The sequence below is a fragment of the Novosphingobium sp. SG919 genome (assembly GCF_012932495.1).
Taxonomy (GTDB): Bacteria; Pseudomonadota; Alphaproteobacteria; order Sphingomonadales; family Sphingomonadaceae; genus Novosphingobium; species Novosphingobium rhizosphaerae.
In genome coordinates, this window is sequence record NZ_JABCNG010000003.1 from 306790 (window position 1) to 326590 (window position 19801).

Consider the following 19801-nt stretch of genomic DNA (forward strand, 5'->3'; position numbering starts at 1 on the left):
TCAGCGCCCCGCCATCGCCTTGGCCTTGGCCAGATAAGTGCGGCCGATGCGCTGCAACGTGCCATCGGCCAGTTCGGCCGACCACACGCCCAGGCCATCGTGGCGCAAGCCCTGGATGCGATCACGGCGCACGATGGTGGAGCGGTGCAGGCGGATGAAGCGCGCCGGGTCCAGCCGGTCTTCCAGCCGCTGGATGGTGTGCAGCATCAGGTAGCTGCGCTGGCCCACGTGCAGGCGCACATAGTCGCGCTCGGCATCGATGCGGTCGATATCGCCGGCGGCCACGCGCACCAGTTCGCTGCGGTGCGGCACCCAGAATTCCTCGATCCACTGCGACGGGCTGGCCGAGGGGGCCAGCGCGGGCGTGGACGCGGGAACCGGCGCCAGATCGGACGAAGCGGCGGCATGGCGGGCCACAGCACGCTCCACCGCCCGTTCGAGGCGATCCTGCGCCACCGGCTTGAGCACATAGTCCACCGCATCGCAATCGAACGCCTCGACCGCGAAATGATCATGCGCGGTGACGAAGATCACCATCGGCTTGGGGTTTTGCCGGCCCAGCGCGCGGGCCACGCCCAGGCCATCCAGTTCGGGCATCGTCATGTCGAGCAGCACGAGCTGCGGCGCAAGCGCCTCCACCAGGCGCAGCGCCGCCGCGCCATCGGCCGCCGTGCCCACGATCTGCAACGCGGGGATGCGCGCGCACAGGATCTGCATGCGTTCGATGGCCAGGGGTTCGTCGTCCACGATCAGGGTGCGCATCAAGGCCTCTAGAGATTGGAAATGATTGGCAAGGTCAACACCGTAGCATAGCCGCCGGCCGGCAGGGGCGCGCTTTCCACCCGCGCCTGCGCGCCAAAGCGGGCGGCCAGGCGGCTGCGCACGTTGGCCAGGCCGATGCCGGTGCCACCGGCGGGAATACCGGCCGGCTCGGCTCCATGCCCATCGAGACCAGGGCCATCATCCGCCACGGTCAGCACCAAAAGGCCGCCCGACATGCGCGCGCGGATGCTGATGGTGACCGGGCGGGTGGTGGCCGAAACGGCGTATTTGATCGAGTTTTCCACCAGCGGCTGGAGAATCATGCCCGGTACGCAGGCCTGTGCCACATCATCGGGCACATCGAATTCCACGCGCAGCCGTTCGGGAAAGCGCACGCCCTCGATCGCCAGGTAATGGCGTTGCAGCGCGATCTCGTCGGCCAGGGTGACATCGGCCGTGGGATCGGCGGCCAGGCTGTGGCGATAGAAGCTGGAAATGGTCTGGATCATCCGCTCGGCTTCTTCGGCGCGGCCCACCATGACCAGCGCCGAGAGCGAATTGAGCGTGTTGAACAGGAAGTGCGGGTTGACCTGGTAGCGCAAGCTGCGCAGCTCTGCCGCCTTGGCCGCGCGGCGATATTCGCCTTCGCGCCATTCGGCGGCGCGGCGCTGCTCGGCATTTCCCAGCGCCAGATAAAGCGCCGCCCAGGCGATCAACAGGAAATAGCGGCCGAGCGCGATGTCGGTCAGTTCCTGCCAACCTTCGTCCTGGTTGATCTCCTTGGCGGTGTTGGCCGCATTGGCGGCATCGCGGGTGACGATGTGGACGCCGGGCGCCGTGATCTCGGTCGTGCCGTCGGCATGATGGCGCACGCTGACCCTGTCGCCATCGGCGTTGGCATGCGGCGGTGCCGGTGCGGCCGGCTCTGCGGGCGCGGCGGGGAGCTGGCCGGTGGCGGGCGGCTCTGGCGGCGCGGGCGGCATGGCGGGCGTGGAAGGCATGGGCGGCGCCACGTCGATCAGCATGTTGCCGCCGGTGTTGCGCTGGGCCACGTCGTTGCGCACGGCGGTCTGGTCTGCCTGCCCCGCTTGCGCCTGCGCTTCCTTGTCCCAGCGCGCTTCGAGCGGGGCGAAAGCCTGCTGGTTGATCACCGCCAGCAGCAGGGCGGCCGGCAGCATGATCACCAGCGCCAGGGCCACGCGCGCGCCCAGCCGGCAATGATCCCAGCGGCGCAGCACCGGCCAGACCAGCACGGTGACGGCAATCCCGGCAATGGTCACCAGCGCGCGGCGCCAGAGCAACTCGATCCACACCGAAAGGTCGGTTTCCGGCGGGCCAACCAGCGCCCAGCGGATCGACACCAGCACGAAATAGCACAGCCACAGCGCGGTGGCCGAGAGCACGACCTGGCGCGCCCCGACGTGACCGATGCCGGGCGGAGTGTCTTGCAATGTCGAAGTCGGATCGGTCCGCGCGTGAGAGGCCATGGCGTTTGGTAGGCGAGGCCCGGGCCGGAAGCCAGTGCGGCGGTCGAGATGGGTGGGCGGTTGGTCGAACCTGGCGTTGCTGAAGGGTTCCACCACCCCCCGGCCCCCTCCTCTGAAGAGGAGGGGGAGTCAAGGTACTGATTTCAAAGCCCCATCCTCTTTAGAGGAGGGGGTTTGGGGGTGGTGCGAAGCCTAGCACAAGACTGCAAACCTCAAGCCGGCAGCAGGCCTTCGTCGGCGATTTTCTTCTTCCACACCAGCGGGGCGAGCTGGTGCACGTTCTGCCCTTCGCTATCGACGGCGACCGTCACCGGCATGTCTTCCACGGTGAATTCATAGATCGCTTCCATGCCCAGATCTTCGAAACCGACGACCTTGGCTTCCTTGATCGCGCGGGCGACAAGGTAGGCTGCGCCACCCACGGCCATGAGATAGGCCGACTTGTGGTTGGCGATCGACTGCGTGGCCGCCGGGCCGCGTTCGGCCTTGCCGACGCAGGCGAGCAGGCCCTGGTCGAGCATCATGTCCATGAACTTGTCCATGCGCGTGGCGGTGGTCGGGCCGGCCGGGCCGACCACTTCGTCGCGCACCGGATCGACCGGGCCGACGTAATAGATTACGCGGCCCTTGAATTCGACCGGCAGTTCCTCGCCCTTGGCCAGCATGTCCTGGATGCGCTTGTGCGCGGCGTCGCGGCCGGTGAGCATCTTGCCGTTGAGCAACAGGCGATCGCCCTGCTTCCAGCTTTGGACTTCCTCGGCCGTCAGCGTGTCGAGGTTGACGCGCTTGGCCGCCGCGTCGGGCGCCCAGTGCACCTGCGGCCATTCGTCGAGCTTGGGCCGTTCGAGATAGCTGGGGCCGCTGCCATCGAGGGTGAAATGCGCGTGGCGGGTGGCGGCGCAGTTGGGGATCATCGCCACCGGCTTGCCCGCGGCGTGGCACGGCGCATCCATGATCTTGACGTCGAGGATGGTGGAAAGCCCGCCCAGGCCTTGCGCGCCGATGCCCAGCGCGTTGACCTTGTCGAAGATTTCGATGCGCAGGCGCTCGATATCGGTCTGGGGCCCGCGCAGCTTGAGCTGGGCCATGTCGATCGGCTCCATCAGGGCTTTCTTGGCCAGCAGCACGCAGTGTTCGGCCGTGCCGCCGATACCGATGCCCAGCATACCCGGCGGGCACCAGCCGGCGCCCATCTGCGGCAGCATTTCCAGCACCCAGTCGACGATCGAATCGCTGGGATTCATCATCTTGAACTTGGACTTGTTCTCGCTGCCACCGCCCTTGGCCGCGACATCGACCGTGATCGTGTTGCCCTTGACCATCTCGACGTGGAGCACGCAGGGCGTGTTGTCGCGCGTGTTGCGGCGGGTGAACGCCGGATCGGCCAGGACCGAGGCGCGCAGCTTGTTATCGGCATTGAGATAGGCGCGGCGCACGCCTTCATCGACCACGTCCTGCAGGGACTTGTCGGATTCCAGGCGGCAATCCTGGCCCCATTCGATGAACACGTTGACGATGCCGGTGTCCTGGCAGATCGGCCGGTGACCTTCGGCGCACATGCGGCTGTTGGTCAGGATCTGGGCGATGGCATCCTTGGCGGCGGGGCCCTGTTCGGCCTCGTAAGCGTCGCCCAAAGCGCGGATGTAATCCATCGGGTGGAAGTAGCTGATGTATTGCAGCGCATCGGCCACGCTTTCGACCAGATCCGCTTCCCGGATCGTCACCATTTCCGCCATCGCAATTTCGCTCCTGCTACAGCATTCTGCCAATGTCCCTTACGCGCCGATCAACAGCATGCAAGACGCTTGGCGCAAGGCGGGCAATATTCTAGAGACGCTGGCAACCCATGGCGTGTGCGCTTGCGAAGGCCGGCCCACGCACCCGGAACTTGATGAGGAACACCGATGAGCGTGGCAGTAGCTGAGGCAGCAGAGACGGGAATGGTGCGCGAGCGCAAGGCCATGATCGAAAGCCAGCTGCGCGTGAGCGGCGTGAACGATCCGGCCGTGCTGGCCGCCTTTGCCGCCGTGCCGCGCGAGGATTTCGTGCCGGCGGATCGCCGCCCCGTGGCCTATATGGACCGCGCCGTGCCTCTGGGCGATGGCACCGTGCTGGCCCCCGCGCTCACCCACGGGCAGATGCTGATCGCCGCGGTTCCCGTTGCCGGTGAACGCGCGCTGGTGGTGGGCAAGCCCGGCACCTATCTGGCCGCGCTGCTGCGCGAACTGGGCCTGGTGGTCACCGTGGCAAGCCCGGCCGACGACCTGGCCGCGCTGGGCCAGTTCGCGCTGGTCCTGGTCGACGGTGCGATCGAGCAGACGACGCCGGCACTGGAAGCCGCCGTGGCCGACGATGGCCGCCTGGTGACCGGCCTGGTCGAACGCCGCGTGACGCGGCTGGCGCTGGGCCGCAAGACCGCCGGCCAGGTGGTCCTGGCCGCACTGGGCGATGCCGACTTTGCCGTGCTGCCCGAATTTGCCGCCCCCAAGGGCTGGAGCTTCTGAAACCCATGACCGAGCGGAGCCGGTGGCGCGCGGCAGCGGCCGGAACCTGCCTGGCGGCAATGCTCGCCACGCACGGTGCCCCGGCCCGGGCGGATGATCTGCGCAGCGCGCTCACGGCGGCCTATCAGACCAACCCGGATCTGCAGGCGGCGCGCGACAACTTGCGCGCCACCGACGAAAACGTGCCGATCGCCCGCGCCTCGGCCCTGCCCTCGCTTTCGGGCAGCGTCAGCTACAACGAATATGTCGACAAGGGCGGCTCTTACTTTTCCACGAGCTATCCCGACCGGGTGGTGGGCCTGGGCGCCACTGCCGGCCTGCCGCTCTATCGCGGCGGGGCGGTAAAATACGGCATTCGCGCCGCCGAAACACGGGTGGATGCGGGCCGCGCCAGCCTGCGCGGCACCGAATCGAGCGTGTTCACCAGCACGGTGACGTCGTACATGGACGTGATCCGCGACGCCGCGATCGTGGGCCTGCAGAAGAACAACGTGCAGGTTCTGGAAGTCAACCTTCAGGCCACCAGCGACCGGTTCGAAATCGGCGACGTGACCCGCACCGACGTGGCGCAGTCGCGCTCGCGCCTGGCGCTGGCGCGGGCCAGCCTGCGTTCGGCCGAAGCCAACCTGGTGGCCAGCCGCGAAACCTATGTGCGGGTCATCGGCCATGTGCCCGGCACGCTGGAAGCGCCGCCGCCGCTGGTGGGCATGCCCGCCAGCGTGGAAGACGCGGTGGACTATGCGCTGGACAACAACCCCGACCTGATCGCCGCGCGCGAGGCCAGCAAGGCAGCCGGCTATGACGTGAAAGTGGCCGGCGCCAGCCGCCTCCCCACCGTTTCGGCCAGTGCATCGACCAACAGCACCAATTACCTGAGCAGTTATCTGCCCGGCGTGCCCAATTCCTATCGCAACATGGTGGCGGGCCTGACCGCCTCGATCCCGCTGTTCCAGGGCGGCGCCCCGGCAGCCCGCGTGCGCCAGGCCCAAGCCTCGCAAGGCGCGACGATGGAGCAGGAAATCGGCACCGAGCGTGCGGTGATCGCCACGGTGCGATCGGCCTGGTCAGCCTGGCTGGCGGCCAAGGAAGTGATCGCGCTCAACCAGACGGCAGTGGATGCCGCGGCGCTGAGCCTTGAAGGCGTGCGCGCGGAAAACACCGTAGGCAACCGCACGATCCTCAACATCCTCGACGCCGAGCAGGAATTGCTCAACGCCCAGGTGCAACTGGTGACGGCAAAGCGCAACGAATACGTGGCCGGCTTTGCCCTGCTTTCGGCGATGGGCAAGGCCCAGGCCAAGGATCTCGGGCTGGACGGCGGCACGCTCTATGATCCGCAGGCGAACTATGAACGCGTGCACAACCGCATCTGGGACTGGGACAGCGATCCGCAGCCCACGGCGCACGCAACCGCCACGGTTGACACCCCTGCCCAGGATGCGACAATCCCGGATCAGCCGCTGCCCTGACCGGGCGGTTTGCGGCAACGTATTGCAGAACTTGGGGGATTAGAATGCGTCAGGCCGGTGAACCTTCGGTCGAGGAAATTCTCGAATCGATCAAGAAGGTGATCGCCCGTGACACGCGGGGCGAGGCACCAGCCGCGCAGGCCCCGCGTGCGCCGATGTCTGCCGCGGCGGCGGCTGCCGCCATTGCCCCCGCGCTTCAGGCCCAGGCCGGGCGCGAAGGCGCCGCAGCCCCGCGCGCTGCCGCCAATCCCGCGATCGCGATGAACCGCGCCGCCAGCCCGGCCGACGTGCTGGACCTGACCGACGTGGCCGCGCAGATCATGGGCGAGTATCGCAAGCCGGCGGCCGAAGCCGAAGCGCCGGTCGGCGAGGACGACGAGGAAGCGCTGGTGCCGCAGGAAGCGGCCGCATCGATGCGCGATTCGCTGGCGGCGCTGGCCATGCTGGCCCAGCCCGGCGCCCAGCCGCAGATCGTGCGGTCGGGCGAAACCTCGCTGGAAGGCATGGTGCGCGACATGCTGCGCCCGATGCTGGCGCAATGGCTGGAACGCAACCTGCCGGTGATGGTGGAAAAGATGGTCGCCGCCGAAATCGCCCGCATTGCCGGCAAGCGCGGCTGATGGGCGAAAAGACGCGCGCGAAAGACATTGCCGAAGCAGAAGGCACGCTGGCCAAGCTGGGCGGCTTTGCCACGCAGCGGCACATCTTCATCTGCGCCGATTCCGACAAGGACAAATGCTGTTCGCACAAGGAAAGCGACGCAGCCTGGTCTTTCCTCAAGAAGCGGTTGGGCGAACTCAAGCTGGGCGGCGGGCAAGGCGTGCTGCGCAGCAAGGTGGGCTGCCTGCGCGTGTGTGCGGCAGGGCCGGTGGCCGTGGTCTATCCCGAAGGGGTCTGGTATCATTCCTGCACCCCGCCGGTGCTGGAACGGATTATCCAGGAACACGTGATCGGCGGCGTGCCGGTGGCGGAATACCGCCTAAACCCGCCCGGTTCCTGATCGAGGGCGTCGCAGGCGCCATTCGACAAGCACAGGGCGAACGGGGAATGGCTCAGCCCCTGGTGCTGAAATCCGTTCAGGCTGCGCCTGTCGAAGCCCCCGCGCGCGCTATCGCAGCAAGGCGAGCACGCTCTGCCCATCACGGCGCGGCCAAGCCCAAGTGCAGAGCGCGAGGACCAGGGCGTTGAGGAAAAGGCCGATCAGGCCGGGATTGATCCCGCCCAGGCTCCAGCCGGCAAAGCGCGCAGCAAGGATGAACACCGCTGCAACGGCGATGCCGGCGATGACGCCGCGCGCGCCGGCGCGGCCGGTCCACAGCGCCGCCAGGAAGCCGGGCAGGGTCTGGACGATGCCGAAATAGAACACGGTGTTGAGCGTGGCGAGCAGCGGCACCTGGGCCAGCGCGCCGGCGGCAGACAGCGCGATGAACAGCGCGGTGATGGCCTTGGCCCAGCCCTGCTGCGCCGCGCCATCCAGGCCGGGCACCAGATTGCGCGTGATCAGCGGGGCGATGGCCAGGCACACGCTGGAAAGAATGACGAGGCCGGCCAGCACCACCGCCGCCATGACCACGCCCATGGCCCAGCCGGGCAGGAGATGCTGCGCGGCGGCCAGGAACACGAAATCGGGCTTGTCGAGCGGCAGCCCGATCTGTCGCACGAACACGGCCACGGCCATCAGCAGCGGAAACATCACCATATAAAGCGGCGCGGCGGCCTGGGCGCGGGCAATGGCTTGGGGGCCACGCGCGGCGAACAGGAACGCCCAGTTCTGCGGGATCATGGCAAAGCCCAGCGCCTGAACCGCAATGGTGCTGAGCGCAAAGGGCAAGCCCACCGGCACTTGCGGGGCCGCGGCCACCTGCGGCGCCGGCCCTGCCGGCCCCTGAAGCGCCGGCCAGTGCACCAGCGCCAAAGCGCCGACCAGCAGGATCGTGCCGAGCATCAGCGCATCTTTGAGCACTGCCACGAACGCCGCCGCCCGCAAGCCGGCCAGCGCGACATAGGCAAAAGTGACAAGGCCCGCGCCGGCCAGCAACAGCGGCATGGATGCCGCCGGCGCCAGCGCGCCCAGCACCAGGCGGATGCCGGCAAACTGCATCGTGCCGATCGGCAGCAGCAGCGCCATCGCCCCCACCGCAATCACGCGTTCGAGCAGGCGGCTGCCGAAATGGGCGGCGAAGAAATCGGGAATGGTGACGGCGCCATAAAGGTTGCCCGCCCGCCAGATCCACGGGCCGAGCACCGCCAGCACCGGCGCGGCGAGCAGGATATAGCCGAAGAACCACACCACGAAGCCTTCGCCCCCGGCATAGACCCCGCCGGGAAAGCCCAGCATCGTGGCGATCGAATAGGTTTCCCCCACGCTGAGGAAAAAGAACAGGATTGCACCCAGTTGCCCGCCAGCCACGAAGAACGCGCGCGGGCCGGCGGCATGGGCCGCCCCCCGCCGCGCCCACAGGGCAACGGCCAGCGACAGCGCCATCACGGCCAGGAACGCCGCGATCATGGCAGCACGCCCCGTTGGCGCCACCACAGCCAGGCGCTGGTCAGCGGCGCGCAGGCAAACAGCGCCCAGATGCGCGCGCCGATGCCCAGGAATACGCCCGGCCCATGCGGCACGGCCAGCACCGCCAGCAGGACCAGCGCCACCGGCACCGCCAAGGTGAGCAGCGCGCGCGCCATCGCCTTCACTTTTGCGGCTGGGTGGACGCTAGGGCAGACCAGGTGGGCACGGCCCAGCCGGCCGGCGCGCTGGCCGCATGCACCCCGCGCGCAATGGCGCGGGCCAGGGTATCGGCGGCCACGGCCCCCACAGTCAGCACGGCCAGGTCGCGCGGGCCCGACACGGCGATCCGCCCGGTGCACAGCGCGAACACGACATCGCCATCGAACGGCGTGTGCACAGGGCGAATCGCCCGCGCCAGGCCGTCCTGGGCCATGATCGCCACGCGCTTCATCTCGTCTGCCGTCAGATCGAGATCGGTGGCGACGCAGGCGATGGTGGTGTTTTCGCGCGGGGCGGGCAGCTTGGTGCCGCCCCATTGTTCGGGCCCCACGCGCGCCGCAATCGGGCCCAGGCCGCCGAATTCATCGCCCATTTCAAAGGCGCCTGCCCAGAAATGGTGCGTGCCGGGCACCAGCGTGGACCCCAGCGCATTGACCGCGACGATCGCGCCCACGGTGACGCCATCGTGGGTGAGCGTGGAGGCAGACCCCAACCCGCCCTTGAGCGCTCCGGCCGTGGCGCCATAGCCCGCCCCGGCGGTGCCCAGCGCGAATTCGGGGCCGGCGGCCGCCAGCGCGGCAATGCCCAGGTCGCGATAGGGCGGCTCGGTGCCCCAGCGCTTGTTGCCGCCATTGCCCAGGTCATAGAGAATCGCGGCCGGCACGATCGGCGAGACCGGCACGCCCTGGCTGGCCAGTCCGCCATAGCCGATGCCCCGCGCGCCCAGGTGCGCCGCCACGCCATCGGCCGCCGCCAAGCCCCACGACGATCCGCCCGAAAGCACCACGGCGTTGCAGGCATGGACCAGGTTGTGGCTTTCCAGGGCATCGCTTTCCCGCGTGCCGGGGCCGCCGCCGCGCACGTCGATCGCGGCGGTGCTGAGCTTGTCGGCCAGGATCACCGTGGTGCCGGTGCGCACGGCGGCATCGTGCGCGCAGCCCACGGTGATACCGGCCACATCGGTGATCAGGTTGCGCGGGCCGGTGCGGCCGCCCTGGCCGCTGGGCACAGGCTGGCTGGACCGGGGGCCGGCGGCCACCGCCCTTGCGCCGCCGAGCGCCAGCGGCGCGGCGATTCCCGTGGAAGCAAGCACTTGGCGGCGGTTCATCGGGGCACTCCGGGCTGGACAGAATGCGTCCAGTTGCCGCGTGGGCCGCCGCGCGGCAAGGTGATTTTCAGGTGTCGTCCCAGTGCGAGCTGTCGAGCCGGTCCTCGATGCTTTCATCGTGGCCCGTGCCGCTGGACAGGAACACCAGGCCCATCAGCGCGGCCATCAGCATCATCGTGATCCCCACCCCCAGCGAAGTGGCGATATAAAGGTGGATCGAGACAAGGCCCAGGCCCGCATAGAGCCAGGCATCGACCGCCACGATGACCACCAGCGTGGCCAGGCCCATCCAGCGCATCAACCAGCGATAGCGCGCCCAGGCATGCGCCGCGGTGTATGGGTCATCCAGAGGAGACCGGTTGGCCATCGTCATTTCTCCCAAGCAGCCATGCCTACAGGAAGGCCCTTGCCGCGCAACCGGAACGTGGCATGATTGTAGGTGGAGGCGGGACCAACTGCCCCAAGGGGAAGAGGAGACAACCGATGACCATTGCACGGTTGATGGCCGGACGTTCCGGCGAAGTCTGGTCTGTCCATTCGCAAGACACGGTGGCCGATGCCGTCGAGATTCTCAGCCGGCACAGAATCGGTGCCCTGCCGGTCCACGACGGCGACAGTGCCGTTGCCGGGATCTTTTCCGAACGCGACGTGATTCGCGCGCTGACGGCGCACAGCGAAGATGCGCTGCGCCTGCCGGTGAGCGCGGTGATGACGGCCCCGGTGGTGACCGTCACGCCCGAGACATCGGTGATGGAGGCCCTGGCCTTGATGACCCGGCGCCGGTTCCGCCACCTGCCCGTGCTGGAAGACGGGCGCATGGTGGGCTTCATCTCGATCGGCGACCTGGTGAAATACCGGATCGACCGGATCGAGGCCGAAGCCGACGCGATGCGGGTCTATATCCAGTCCGCCTGAGCGGGCTTTGGGCATGAAAAACCCCTCCCGCTTGCGGGAGGGGCTTGGGGAGGGCGTATTGGCCCGGCCCTTTTTCCCGACGTGCCCTTCCAGGCCCCTCCCGCAGGCGAGAGGGGGGAAGAGGGGCTTGGGACTTAGCTGTCGGAGATGCCTTCGGCGCGGCGCGCTTCGAGCCAGGCCATGGCTTCGGCGTGCTGGGCGGCTTCCGAAGCGGCCTTGGACTGGGCCTCGCGCTGGGCGCGCAGCTCCTCGATCAGGGCGTCGCGATCCGAACCCAGGCGATCGGTCACGGCGCCTTCGTCCTCGGCCGGCACGCCGGCGCGCTTGGACGCCTTGCTTACCAGCATGTCCAGCTCGCGCTGCGAGCACAGGCCCAGGGTCACCGGGTCCTTGGGATTGATATTGGCGATGTTCCAGTGGCTGCGATCGCGAATCGCGGCGATGGTGGTGCGCGTGGTGCCGATCAGCTTGCCGATCTGCGCGTCGGAAATTTCCGGGTGGTGGCGCAGGATCCAGGCGATGCCGTCGGGCTTGTCCTGGCGCTTGGACACCGGCGTATAGCGCGGGCCCTTGGTGCGGCTGACGGCCAGCGGTGCGCGCTGCATCTTGAGGCGGTATTCGGGATGCTCTTGCCCGCGATCGATTTCGCTCTGGCTCAGTTCGCCCGAATGCAGCGGGTTGCGGCCCGTGTACTTGGCGCCGGCCAGATCGTCGGCCATGGCCTGCACTTCAAGGATATGCAGCCCGCAGAACTCGGCAATCTGTTCGAACGTCAGTGCCGTATTGTCGACAAGCCACGAAGCAGTGGCATGCGGCATCAGCGGATACGTGGGCTGGTTGCTCACGGCATGGTCCTCTTTTTTTCGTGCGCGATTGGCTGTGTGAGTGGCGCGGAAACAATAAGGGCCGCCCCTTCACGGAGCGGCCACTTGCCTGAGAAGATGTAAGCGAGCATGGCCCAAACGGCAAGAGCAATCCGCGCAGGCACCGTATTTGCGCCCGAATCAGGGCATTTTCAGCACGATCTTGCCGATGTGGTGGCCCGCTTCCATCCGCGCGTGGGCAGCAGCGGCCTGATCGAGCGGAAAGGCCTGGTCCATGATCGGGCGCAGCTTGCCCTCGCCCACCAACGGCCAGACCGTTTCCAGGATCTCTCCGGCAAGCAGCGCCTTGAACGTGACGGACCGTGCCCGCAGGGTGGACCCGGTGAGCGTGAGGCGCCGGGTCATGACTTGCGCCATGTTGATCTGCGCCTTGACCCCGCCCTGCACCGCGATGGTCACGTGGCGGCCATCGGGTGCCAGGCATTGCAGGTTGCGCGCCACATAGTCGCCAGCGACCATGTCGAGCACCAGGTTGACGCCTTGGCCGCCAGTGATTGCCTTGACTTCTTCGACAAAATCGCTGGCCTTGTAGTCGATCGCGTGGGTGGCGCCGATCGCCAGCGCGGCCTGGCACTTTTCCGCGCCCCCGCAGGTGACGATCACGGTGAGCCCGAACAGCTTGCCCAGCATGATCGCCATGCTGCCGATCCCGCTGGTGCCGCCGTGGACCAGGATCGTCTCGCCCTCGCAGGCCCAGCCGCGTTCGAACACGTTGTGCCACACGGTGAACAGCGTTTCGGGCAGGGCCGCAGCCTGATCGAGCGGCAGGGATTCGGGCACGGGCAGGCAATGCCCGGCCTCTGCCAGGCAATATTGCGCATAGCCACCGCCCGAAACCAGCGCGCAGACATTCTGGCCGAGCAAGGGGATGGTCACGCCTTCACCGAGCGCCACCACCTGGCCGGCGATTTCGAGGCCGGGAATGGGCGAGGCGCCGGGCGGCGGCGGATAGGAACCCTGGCGCTGGATCACATCGGGGCGGTTGACGCCGGCATAGGCCACCTTGACCAGCACCTGCCCCGGGCCCGGGCGCGGCACGGGCAGCGTTTCGGGGCGGAGCACCTCCGGCCCGCCATGCCCGTCAAACCCCACTGCCGTCATCGTCACCGGAAGTTCCAGCATCTGCTGCCCCATGTTTTGACGTCATTTGCCTATAAGAGCGTCGCTCTAGCCATGGGACAGGTTGACAGCAAGCGTTTGCCGTCCAACATTGTGCAGTGCGATGGACGCAGATGACCTTCCGCGCCGCAAGGGCGACCTGGCCGGGCAACTGGCCGCCGAACCACTCGATTCGCTTTCGGTGGACGAGTTGAGCGCGCGCATCGCCCTGCTTGAAGCCGAGATCGCCCGGACGGCGCGCCATCGTGAAACCGCGGGGCGCACCCGCGCCGCGGCAGAGGCCCTGTTCGGTACTTCCCGTCCCGCCCTTGCTCCTTCTGGCCCGCCTCCTTCCGGCCCGCCCCCTTCCGGCGAAACTGGACGATGAGCGCCGCCGCCCTTCACCTTGCGGGGCGGCATCCCCATATAGCTGTTCAGCCCCCAGGAACGCGTCCGTTTGCCGGTTTTGGCAAGCGGTTGCGCAAACCATCGATTGAAGCATCCGTGGCGACCGCCCAACCTGGTTCGGCGGCGGTTAACCAACCCCGTGCTTTTCTCCCGCAAGGGAACCATCCCGTGGCGGAATACTTCCGTCATGGCCAAGAGTGAGCCCCAGAAAGCGAGCCTATGCCCAGTTTCGCCCAGAGCCTCGAAAAGACGTTGCACAGCGCCCTGGCCAATGCCTCGGAGCGCAGTCATGAATACGCGACGCTCGAACATCTCCTGCTTGCCCTGATCGACGATGCAGACGCGGCGCAGGTGATGCAGGCCTGCGGCGTGGATCTTGGCGATCTGGGCGACGTGGTACGCCAGTACCTCGACCAGGAATACCAATCCCTCAAGACCGCGGAAAAGGCCGATCCCCAGCCCACCGCCGGGTTCCAGCGCGTGATCCAGCGCGCGATCCTGCATGTCCAGTCTTCGGGCAAGGACACCGTGACCGGGGCCAACGTGCTGGTTGCGCTGTTTTCCGAGCGCGATTCCTATGCCGTCTATTTCCTGCAGCAGCAGGACATGAGCCGCTTGGATGCCGTGAGCTATATCAGCCACGGCATTGGCAAGGGCGGCCGCCAGGTCAATTCCAGCACGGCCAAGCCGAGCGAGGAAGAAACCCCCAAGCAGGAAGAAAAGGCCGAGGCCAAGGGCGGCAACAAGAAGGATTCCGCGCTCGACCAGTTCTGCGTCAACCTCAACGACAAGGCGCTTTCGGGCAAGGTCGATCCGCTGATCGGGCGTGGCCCCGAAGTGGACCGCACGATCCAGATCCTGTGCCGCCGCTCCAAGAACAACCCGCTTTATGTGGGCGATCCGGGCGTGGGCAAGACCGCCATCGCCGAAGGCCTGGCGCGCAAGATCGTGGAAGGCGAAGTGCCCGAGGTGCTGGCCAAGGCGGTGATCTATTCGCTCGACATGGGCAGCCTGCTGGCCGGCACGCGCTATCGCGGCGATTTCGAGGAACGCCTCAAGCAGGTCGTGTCCGAACTGGAAAAGATGCCGCACGCGATCCTGTTCATCGACGAGATCCACACCGTGATCGGCGCCGGCGCGACCAGCGGCGGGGCGATGGACGCCTCGAACCTCCTGAAGCCCGCGCTTTCGGGCGGGACGATCCGCTGCATCGGTTCGACCACCTACAAGGAGTTCCGCAACCACTTCGAAAAGGACCGCGCCCTGCTGCGCCGGTTCCAGAAGATCGACGTGAACGAACCCACCGTGGAAGACACGATCAAGATCCTCAAAGGCCTGCGCACGGCGTTCGAGGAGCACCACAAGGTCAAGTACACGCCCGAGGCGATCAAGACCGCGGTGGAGCTTTCCGCGCGCTATATCAACGACCGCAAGCTGCCCGACAAGGCGATCGACGTGATCGACGAAGTGGGCGCGATGCAGATGCTGGTGCCGCCGTCCAAGCGCAAGAAGACCATCACCGCGCGCGAGATCGAGGCGGTGATCGCGACGATGGCGCGCATCCCGCCCAAGTCGGTGAGCAGCGACGACAAGAAGGTGCTGGAGCATCTGGAGCGTGACTTGAAGCGCCTGGTGTTTGGCCAGGACAAGGCGATCGAAGTGCTGTCGAGCGCCATGAAGCTGAGCCGCGCGGGCCTGCGCGATCCGGACAAACCGATCGGTTCCTTCCTGTTCTCCGGCCCGACCGGCGTGGGCAAGACCGAAGTGGCGCGCAGCCTCGCCCAGATCATGGGCATTCCGCTGCAGCGCTTCGACATGTCGGAATATATGGAGCGCCATTCGGTGAGCCGCCTGATCGGTGCCCCTCCGGGCTATGTCGGGTTCGACCAGGGCGGTCTGCTGACCGATGCCATCGACCAGCAACCGCATTGCGTGCTGCTGCTGGACGAGATCGAGAAGGCCCACCCCGACCTGTTCAACATCCTGCTGCAGGTGATGGACAACGGGCGCCTGACCGATCACCACGGCAAGACGGTGGATTTCCGCAACGTGGTCCTGATCATGACCACCAATGCCGGCGCATCGGACATGGCCAAGCAGGGCATCGGGTTCGGCGATGTGTCCAAGCAGGACGCGGGCGACGAAGCGGTGAAGAACCTGTTCACGCCGGAATTCCGCAACCGCCTGGATGCCATCGTGCCGTTCGGCTACCTGCCGCCCGAAGTTGTCAGCCGCGTGGTCGACAAGTTCGTGCTGCAGCTGGAACTCCAGCTGGCCGAGCAGAACGTGCACATCCAGTTCGACGGCGATGCCCGCGCCTGGCTGGCCACGCGCGGCTATGACCGACTCTATGGCGCGCGGCCGATGGCGCGCCTGATCCAGGAAAAGGTCAAGAAGCCGCTGGCCGAGGAGCTGCTGTTCGGCAAGCTGGCCAATGGCGGGGAAGTGCATGTCAGCCTGAAGGACGATGCGCTGAGCTTCGAACTGACCCCGGCCGCGCCCAAGCTGGTCAAGAAGAAGGCCGGCAAGCGCAAGGCGAGCGACGCAGCCAGCGAGCCCAACGCCGACGAGGCCTGATGGTGTAACAACCAAAAAGGGCGGGAGAGGGATGCCTCTCCCGCCTTTTTTGTGCCTGCTCTTCCGTCATCCGGACTTGTTCCGGGATGACAAAATGGGCTGTTGAACCACCCGTTCAGTATCCCGTGCCGCGATCCACCAAGCCGACCAGCGGCTCTCTGGCGCGCCATCGCGCGATATTGGCGGCAATGGCGCGTGCCGCCGAATGCGGATCGGTGGGTGCCGCAACATGCGGCGTGATCGTGACGTCATCCCGCCGCCACAGCGGATCGCTGACCGGCAGCGGTTCGGTGGTGAAGACATCGAGCACGGCATGGCCGATCTGCCCGGCATCGAGCGCGGCGAGCAGATCGGGCACGACCACGTGGCCGCCCCGTCCCGCGTTCACCAGGCCGGCGCCGCGCGGCATGCTGGCAAAGGCCCCGGCCCCCAGCAGCCCATGCGTTTGCGCCGTCAGCGGCAGCAGGTTGACGAGAATCTGCGCCGTGCCCAGCACGTCCGCCAGCCCTTGCGCGCCGCTGGCCATGGCGACGCCCGGCAGCGGGGCGCGCGGGCGGCGGCTCCAGCCGATGACGTCAAAACCGGTTCGGGCAAGCAAGGCAGCGCTCGCCCGGCCCATTTCACCCATGCCCAGCACACCCACGCGACGCTCTGCCATGCGCGGCTGGGCCAGCGGCTGCCAGGCGCCACGGGCCTGCTGCGCGCGATAGGCCGGCATCTGGCGGTGCAAAGCCATGACATGGCCAAGCACCGCCTCGGCCATGTCGGCCGCCAATTGCGGATCGACCAGCCGCGCCAGGGGCACGGGCGGCAGCGCAGGATCGGCGAGCAACCCATCCACCCCGGCCCAGGCGCTTTGCACCAGGCGCAAGGCCGGCAGGCGCGCGAGGCGGCCGGGCGGTGGATTGGCGACGATGGCCACCGTGACGCCGGCCAGGACCTCCGTTGCCGGGGCAGAGGCGGCGTCGCCCGTCCAGGTGAGTATCGCCTCGCCAGGCAGGCTGGCGCGCAGCGCATCGGCCCAGCGGCCCAGCTCTTCCGCATCGAGATCGGCAAGAAACAGGATCGACACCAATCATCACCTCGGTAGCGGCATGGCGCGTTCCACGTGGAACAAGCGGATCATTCCGCGCCGGTCTGCGCCAGAATCACCGCCGCGAACAGCAGGAGCGCGAGCAACGCAAAGACCAGCAGCGCCGCCGTGCGCCACAACGCCCCCCACCGGCCACAGCCATAGGCGCCGCGCACCTGGCGATAGATGTGCAACGGCGGCACGACGGTCGCTACCACGGCAATGCCCGGCAGCCCCAGCCAATCGGCCAGCATCAGCACCACCAGCAGCAGAATCATGAACGAGAGCGAATACGTGACGAAAACGGTGTGGTCGTAAAGCTGGAACCGCCGGCTGAACGGAAACAGCAGCCACAGCATGGGCACCGAGATCGGGATCAGCACCCAGCTGTATTTGTAGGCATAGGATTGCAGCTTGTAGAACGCGAGGCCGGGATTGGTGCGGAACGCAGCGATCACGTGGGCCAGCTGCGGGATATCGCTGGTCACGCGCGGGCCGGCGCCCGTGCTGTCCGGCCCGCTGACGCTGGCGATCAAGTCCAGCGCGGTCTTTTGCGAATCGATCTGTTCGTCGATGCTTTCGGTGCTGCGGTGCTCGCGCACCAGATCGGCCCGCTGCGCCTCCAGCCGGGAAAGGGTGCGCTGTGCCTCTGCCTTGCCCTGCGCCAGGCTCTTGCCATCGGTGCCCACGGCGGGATTCCAGTGCCATTCCCCGCTAACCTGGTGGAACACGGCAAACATCAGGAACACGCTGAACAGGAACAGCGCCAGCGGCGAAACAAAGCGCACGCGCTGCCCGTCGGCATAGCGGCGGGTGAGTTCGCCCGGTTTCCACGCCAGCAGCGGCAGCGTGTGCCAGATGCGCCCTTCGAAGTGGAAAACGCCGTGGAGAAGATCGTGGAAAAAAGCGCCCAGCGTGCGGTGCACGTGCGCCGCCTGGCCACAGGCGTGGCAGTGGCTGCCGACCAGCGGCGTGGCGCAATTGAGGCAGGCAGTTTCGTGCGTATGGCCATCTTCCCCAATCGGAAAGGCGCCAACCGCTAGGGCAGTGTCCGGCATCGATCGATTTCCCCGTTCGTTACCGCAGATTGCGGCCTTCGCGCGCCATCCGCAAGACCCGGCCCCGCACTTTACGGGGCGTTAACCGTCATGCGGCAGGGAGGACAAAGGGGTTTTACGAAGGGATCATCCGGGCGTGCACGGCCCACGCGAGACATTCGGCAGCTTTGGCACCGGCATGGGTGGCGGCGGATTCGCGCGCGCTGGCGGCTTTGGCACGCGGCGCACGCCGATCATCGCCCCAACGCCCCCCGCGCCGCCGGCCGCACCCCTGTCCGACTGGCGCCAATCGCCCCATCCCCTCGCCCGGCGCTGGCTGGCGGCCTGCCTGCGCATGGAACGCGCCGCGGCACGCTGGCTGCATGTGCACGACCTGGCGCAGGATATCGGCAGCCACCGCTGGCTGCATGGCGCGGCCACTTGCGCCACGCTTGCCGCTGCGGCCTTGGCGCTGTGGCCCAGCTTTGCCCCGCTCCAGGCCGCACCACTGCAGGCGCTGGACGACGGCATGGCCCAGGAATTGGCCGCCCAGGGCATTCGCCCGCTGGCGCAAGGGGCGGGCAATGGACGGCATTTTGCCGCAACGCCGCTGGTTACCCACCTGGCCGCCGCACCCGAGCGCCCCAGCATCGCGATGACCGCCACGCTGGGCGAGAACGACAGCCTGGCGCGCATGCTGCAGCGATCCGGCCTCGCCATGAGCGATGCGGCGCAGGCCGCCAGCCTGATCGCCCGCGCCGTTCCGCCTGAACAACTGGCGCCGGGCACGCGCTTCCAGATGACGCTGGGCGCCCATGCCGGGCCGCTCGATCCCCGCCCGCTCGACAAGTTGAGCGTGCGCGCGCGGTTCGACCTGGCGATCGACATCGTGCGCCAGGGCGGCAGCCTTGCCCTGCGCCAGCGCGCGATCCCGGTGGATACCACGCCGATGCGCCTGACCGGCATTGTCGGCAGCAGCCTCTATCGTTCGGCCCGCGCCGCCGGCGCCAGCCCACAGGCCGTGCAGGACTATCTGCGCACGATCGACACCGTGCTGCCGTTCGAGGACATTGCCCCCACCGACGAATTCGACCTGGTGGTATCCTACAAGCGCGCCGCCGACGGCGAAGGGCAGATGGGCGACTTGCTCTATGCCGGGGTGCGGCGCGGCGGGCAGTCGCGCGCGCAATTGCTGCGCTGGGGCAACCAGGGCGAATTCATGAGCCCCGAAGCGATGAAGGGCACGATCCAGGGCGACGGTTCGGGCCTGCTCGCCGCACCCGTGGACGGGCACGTGACATCGGGCTTTGGCTGGCGGCGCCATCCCATCCTGGGCTATGTGCGCCTGCATGCTGGCATCGATTTCGGCGCGGCCTGGGGCGCGCCGATCCACGCGGTCAGCGATGGCACCGTCACTTTTGCCGGCTGGCATGGCGGGCATGGCGAATATGTGCGGCTGGACCACGGCGGGGGCATCGGCACCGGATATGGCCATATGAGCCGCATTGCCGTGGCACCGGGCACCCACGTGGTGCGCGGGCAAGTGATCGGCTATGTCGGTTCCACCGGGCTTTCGACCGGGCCGCACCTGCACTACGAACTCTATCGCGGTGGGCAGGTGGTCGATCCCTCCTCGATCAGCATGATCGCCCGCACGCGCAGCGTCGATCCAGCGCAACTGGCGGCCTATCGCGCCCGCCTCAACGCCTTCATGGCGCTGCGGCCCGGCCCGGCGCGCTGACCCCCGGCACC

General features: G+C 67.5%; 19 protein-coding genes. 8 read left to right on the forward strand and 11 right to left on the reverse strand.

Annotated elements, in window-relative coordinates:
* The 3 genes from FHT19_RS14385 to FHT19_RS14395 form a co-directional block, all read right to left on the reverse strand.
* The gene (locus tag FHT19_RS14385; RefSeq protein WP_169475665.1) at positions 1 to 762 is read right to left on the reverse strand and encodes a LytTR family DNA-binding domain-containing protein; all 762 of its coding nucleotides are present in this window, start codon (positions 760 to 762) and stop codon (positions 1 to 3) included.
* 8 nt (positions 763 to 770) lie between these two features.
* Positions 771 to 2213: a histidine kinase gene (locus tag FHT19_RS14390; protein ID WP_248290476.1), complete on the reverse strand. Its 1443-nt coding sequence runs from the start codon at positions 2211 to 2213 to the stop codon at positions 771 to 773.
* 248 nt (positions 2214 to 2461) lie between these two features.
* Entirely contained in the window at positions 2462 to 3985 is a 1524-nt protein-coding gene (locus tag FHT19_RS14395) for a fumarate hydratase (protein WP_169475667.1), read from the reverse strand.
* 168 nt (positions 3986 to 4153) lie between these two features.
* On the opposite strand from FHT19_RS14395, the gene FHT19_RS14400 reads away from it, so the two are divergent.
* The 4 genes from FHT19_RS14400 to FHT19_RS14415 are packed head-to-tail and all read left to right on the forward strand — an operon-like array spanning position 4154 to position 7222.
* Complete coding sequence (locus tag FHT19_RS14400) at positions 4154 to 4753, forward strand: protein-L-isoaspartate O-methyltransferase (protein WP_246866060.1); 600 nt, start codon at positions 4154 to 4156, stop codon at positions 4751 to 4753.
* A gap of 5 nt (positions 4754 to 4758) precedes the next feature.
* Positions 4759 to 6222, forward strand: coding sequence for a TolC family outer membrane protein (locus FHT19_RS14405; protein WP_169475668.1), 1464 nt, complete (start codon positions 4759 to 4761; stop codon positions 6220 to 6222).
* Between the two features lie 44 nt (positions 6223 to 6266).
* The gene (locus tag FHT19_RS14410) at positions 6267 to 6842 is read left to right on the forward strand and encodes a DUF2497 domain-containing protein (protein ID WP_169475669.1); all 576 of its coding nucleotides are present in this window, start codon (positions 6267 to 6269) and stop codon (positions 6840 to 6842) included.
* Positions 6842 to 7222 carry a (2Fe-2S) ferredoxin domain-containing protein gene (locus tag FHT19_RS14415; RefSeq protein WP_168555775.1) on the forward strand — a complete coding sequence of 127 codons (381 nt, stop codon included), beginning with the start codon at positions 6842 to 6844 and terminating at the stop codon, positions 7220 to 7222. The genes FHT19_RS14410 and FHT19_RS14415 overlap by 1 nt, the downstream gene beginning before the upstream one ends.
* A gap of 108 nt (positions 7223 to 7330) precedes the next feature.
* Here FHT19_RS14415 and FHT19_RS14420 read toward each other — a convergent pair whose 3' ends face one another.
* From FHT19_RS14420 to FHT19_RS14435, 4 genes are all read right to left on the reverse strand, one after another.
* Complete coding sequence (locus FHT19_RS14420; RefSeq protein WP_169475670.1) at positions 7331 to 8731, reverse strand: sodium:solute symporter; 1401 nt, start codon at positions 8729 to 8731, stop codon at positions 7331 to 7333.
* Positions 8728 to 8907, reverse strand: a complete 180-nt coding sequence (locus tag FHT19_RS14425) for a hypothetical protein (protein WP_168555773.1) — start codon at positions 8905 to 8907, stop codon at positions 8728 to 8730. Before FHT19_RS14425 ends, FHT19_RS14420 begins: the two co-directional genes overlap by 4 nt.
* Before the next feature lie 5 nt (positions 8908 to 8912).
* Positions 8913 to 10058 (reverse strand): P1 family peptidase, encoded by a 1146-nt coding sequence (locus tag FHT19_RS14430; protein WP_169475671.1) that lies wholly within the window; start codon positions 10056 to 10058, stop codon positions 8913 to 8915.
* A gap of 67 nt (positions 10059 to 10125) precedes the next feature.
* Positions 10126 to 10425: a hypothetical protein gene (locus FHT19_RS14435; protein ID WP_168555771.1), complete on the reverse strand. Its 300-nt coding sequence runs from the start codon at positions 10423 to 10425 to the stop codon at positions 10126 to 10128.
* Positions 10426 to 10541: 116 nt separating this feature from the next.
* Between FHT19_RS14435 and FHT19_RS14440 the strand changes: the two genes are divergently transcribed.
* Complete coding sequence (locus FHT19_RS14440) at positions 10542 to 10973, forward strand: CBS domain-containing protein (protein ID WP_169475672.1); 432 nt, start codon at positions 10542 to 10544, stop codon at positions 10971 to 10973.
* Positions 10974 to 11107: 134 nt separating this feature from the next.
* On the opposite strand, the gene FHT19_RS14445 is transcribed toward FHT19_RS14440, so the two are convergent.
* Positions 11108 to 11818 (reverse strand): DUF1013 domain-containing protein, encoded by a 711-nt coding sequence (locus FHT19_RS14445; protein WP_168555769.1) that lies wholly within the window; start codon positions 11816 to 11818, stop codon positions 11108 to 11110.
* A gap of 159 nt (positions 11819 to 11977) precedes the next feature.
* Complete coding sequence (locus FHT19_RS14450; RefSeq protein ID WP_169475673.1) at positions 11978 to 12979, reverse strand: NAD(P)H-quinone oxidoreductase; 1002 nt, start codon at positions 12977 to 12979, stop codon at positions 11978 to 11980.
* Positions 12980 to 13079: 100 nt separating this feature from the next.
* Here FHT19_RS14450 and FHT19_RS14455 point away from each other — a divergent pair, with 100 nt between their 5' ends.
* Positions 13080 to 13343, forward strand: coding sequence for a DUF1192 domain-containing protein (locus tag FHT19_RS14455; protein WP_168555767.1), 264 nt, complete (start codon positions 13080 to 13082; stop codon positions 13341 to 13343).
* Between the two features lie 239 nt (positions 13344 to 13582).
* Entirely contained in the window at positions 13583 to 15940 is a 2358-nt protein-coding gene (gene clpA / locus FHT19_RS14460) for an ATP-dependent Clp protease ATP-binding subunit ClpA (RefSeq protein WP_168555766.1), read from the forward strand.
* A gap of 115 nt (positions 15941 to 16055) precedes the next feature.
* Here clpA and FHT19_RS14465 read toward each other — a convergent pair whose 3' ends face one another.
* Positions 16056 to 17012: a glyoxylate/hydroxypyruvate reductase A gene (locus tag FHT19_RS14465; RefSeq protein ID WP_169475674.1), complete on the reverse strand. Its 957-nt coding sequence runs from the start codon at positions 17010 to 17012 to the stop codon at positions 16056 to 16058.
* Positions 17013 to 17062: 50 nt separating this feature from the next.
* Positions 17063 to 18070 (reverse strand): DUF3667 domain-containing protein, encoded by a 1008-nt coding sequence (locus tag FHT19_RS14470; RefSeq protein ID WP_169475675.1) that lies wholly within the window; start codon positions 18068 to 18070, stop codon positions 17063 to 17065.
* A 136-nt stretch (positions 18071 to 18206) separates the two neighbouring features.
* Between FHT19_RS14470 and FHT19_RS14475 the strand changes: the two genes are divergently transcribed.
* Entirely contained in the window at positions 18207 to 19790 is a 1584-nt protein-coding gene (locus FHT19_RS14475; protein WP_248290477.1) for a M23 family metallopeptidase, read from the forward strand.
* Positions 19791 to 19801: the final 11 nt, after the last annotated feature.

Bases quoted from the DNA above. Each gene is read 5' to 3' on its own strand.
- FHT19_RS14385 (WP_169475665.1), bottom strand. From the start codon at position 762: ATGCGCACCCTGATCGTGGACGACGAACCCCTGGCCATCGAACGCATG.
- FHT19_RS14395 (WP_169475667.1), bottom strand. From the start codon at position 3,985: ATGGCGGAAATGGTGACGATCCGGGAAGCGGATCTGGTCGAAAGCGTG.
- FHT19_RS14400 (WP_246866060.1), top strand. From the start codon at position 4,154: ATGAGCGTGGCAGTAGCTGAGGCAGCAGAGACGGGAATGGTGCGCGAG.
- FHT19_RS14405 (WP_169475668.1), top strand. From the start codon at position 4,759: ATGACCGAGCGGAGCCGGTGGCGCGCGGCAGCGGCCGGAACCTGCCTG.
- FHT19_RS14410 (WP_169475669.1), top strand. From the start codon at position 6,267: ATGCGTCAGGCCGGTGAACCTTCGGTCGAGGAAATTCTCGAATCGATC.
- FHT19_RS14415 (WP_168555775.1), top strand. From the start codon at position 6,842: ATGGGCGAAAAGACGCGCGCGAAAGACATTGCCGAAGCAGAAGGCACG.
- FHT19_RS14420 (WP_169475670.1), bottom strand. From the start codon at position 8,731: ATGATCGCGGCGTTCCTGGCCGTGATGGCGCTGTCGCTGGCCGTTGCC.
- FHT19_RS14425 (WP_168555773.1), bottom strand. From the start codon at position 8,907: ATGGCGCGCGCGCTGCTCACCTTGGCGGTGCCGGTGGCGCTGGTCCTG.
- FHT19_RS14430 (WP_169475671.1), bottom strand. From the start codon at position 10,058: ATGAACCGCCGCCAAGTGCTTGCTTCCACGGGAATCGCCGCGCCGCTG.
- FHT19_RS14435 (WP_168555771.1), bottom strand. From the start codon at position 10,425: ATGGCCAACCGGTCTCCTCTGGATGACCCATACACCGCGGCGCATGCC.
- FHT19_RS14440 (WP_169475672.1), top strand. From the start codon at position 10,542: ATGACCATTGCACGGTTGATGGCCGGACGTTCCGGCGAAGTCTGGTCT.
- FHT19_RS14450 (WP_169475673.1), bottom strand. From the start codon at position 12,979: ATGCTGGAACTTCCGGTGACGATGACGGCAGTGGGGTTTGACGGGCAT.
- FHT19_RS14455 (WP_168555767.1), top strand. From the start codon at position 13,080: ATGGACGCAGATGACCTTCCGCGCCGCAAGGGCGACCTGGCCGGGCAA.
- clpA (WP_168555766.1), top strand. From the start codon at position 13,583: ATGCCCAGTTTCGCCCAGAGCCTCGAAAAGACGTTGCACAGCGCCCTG.
- FHT19_RS14470 (WP_169475675.1), bottom strand. From the start codon at position 18,070: ATGCCGGACACTGCCCTAGCGGTTGGCGCCTTTCCGATTGGGGAAGAT.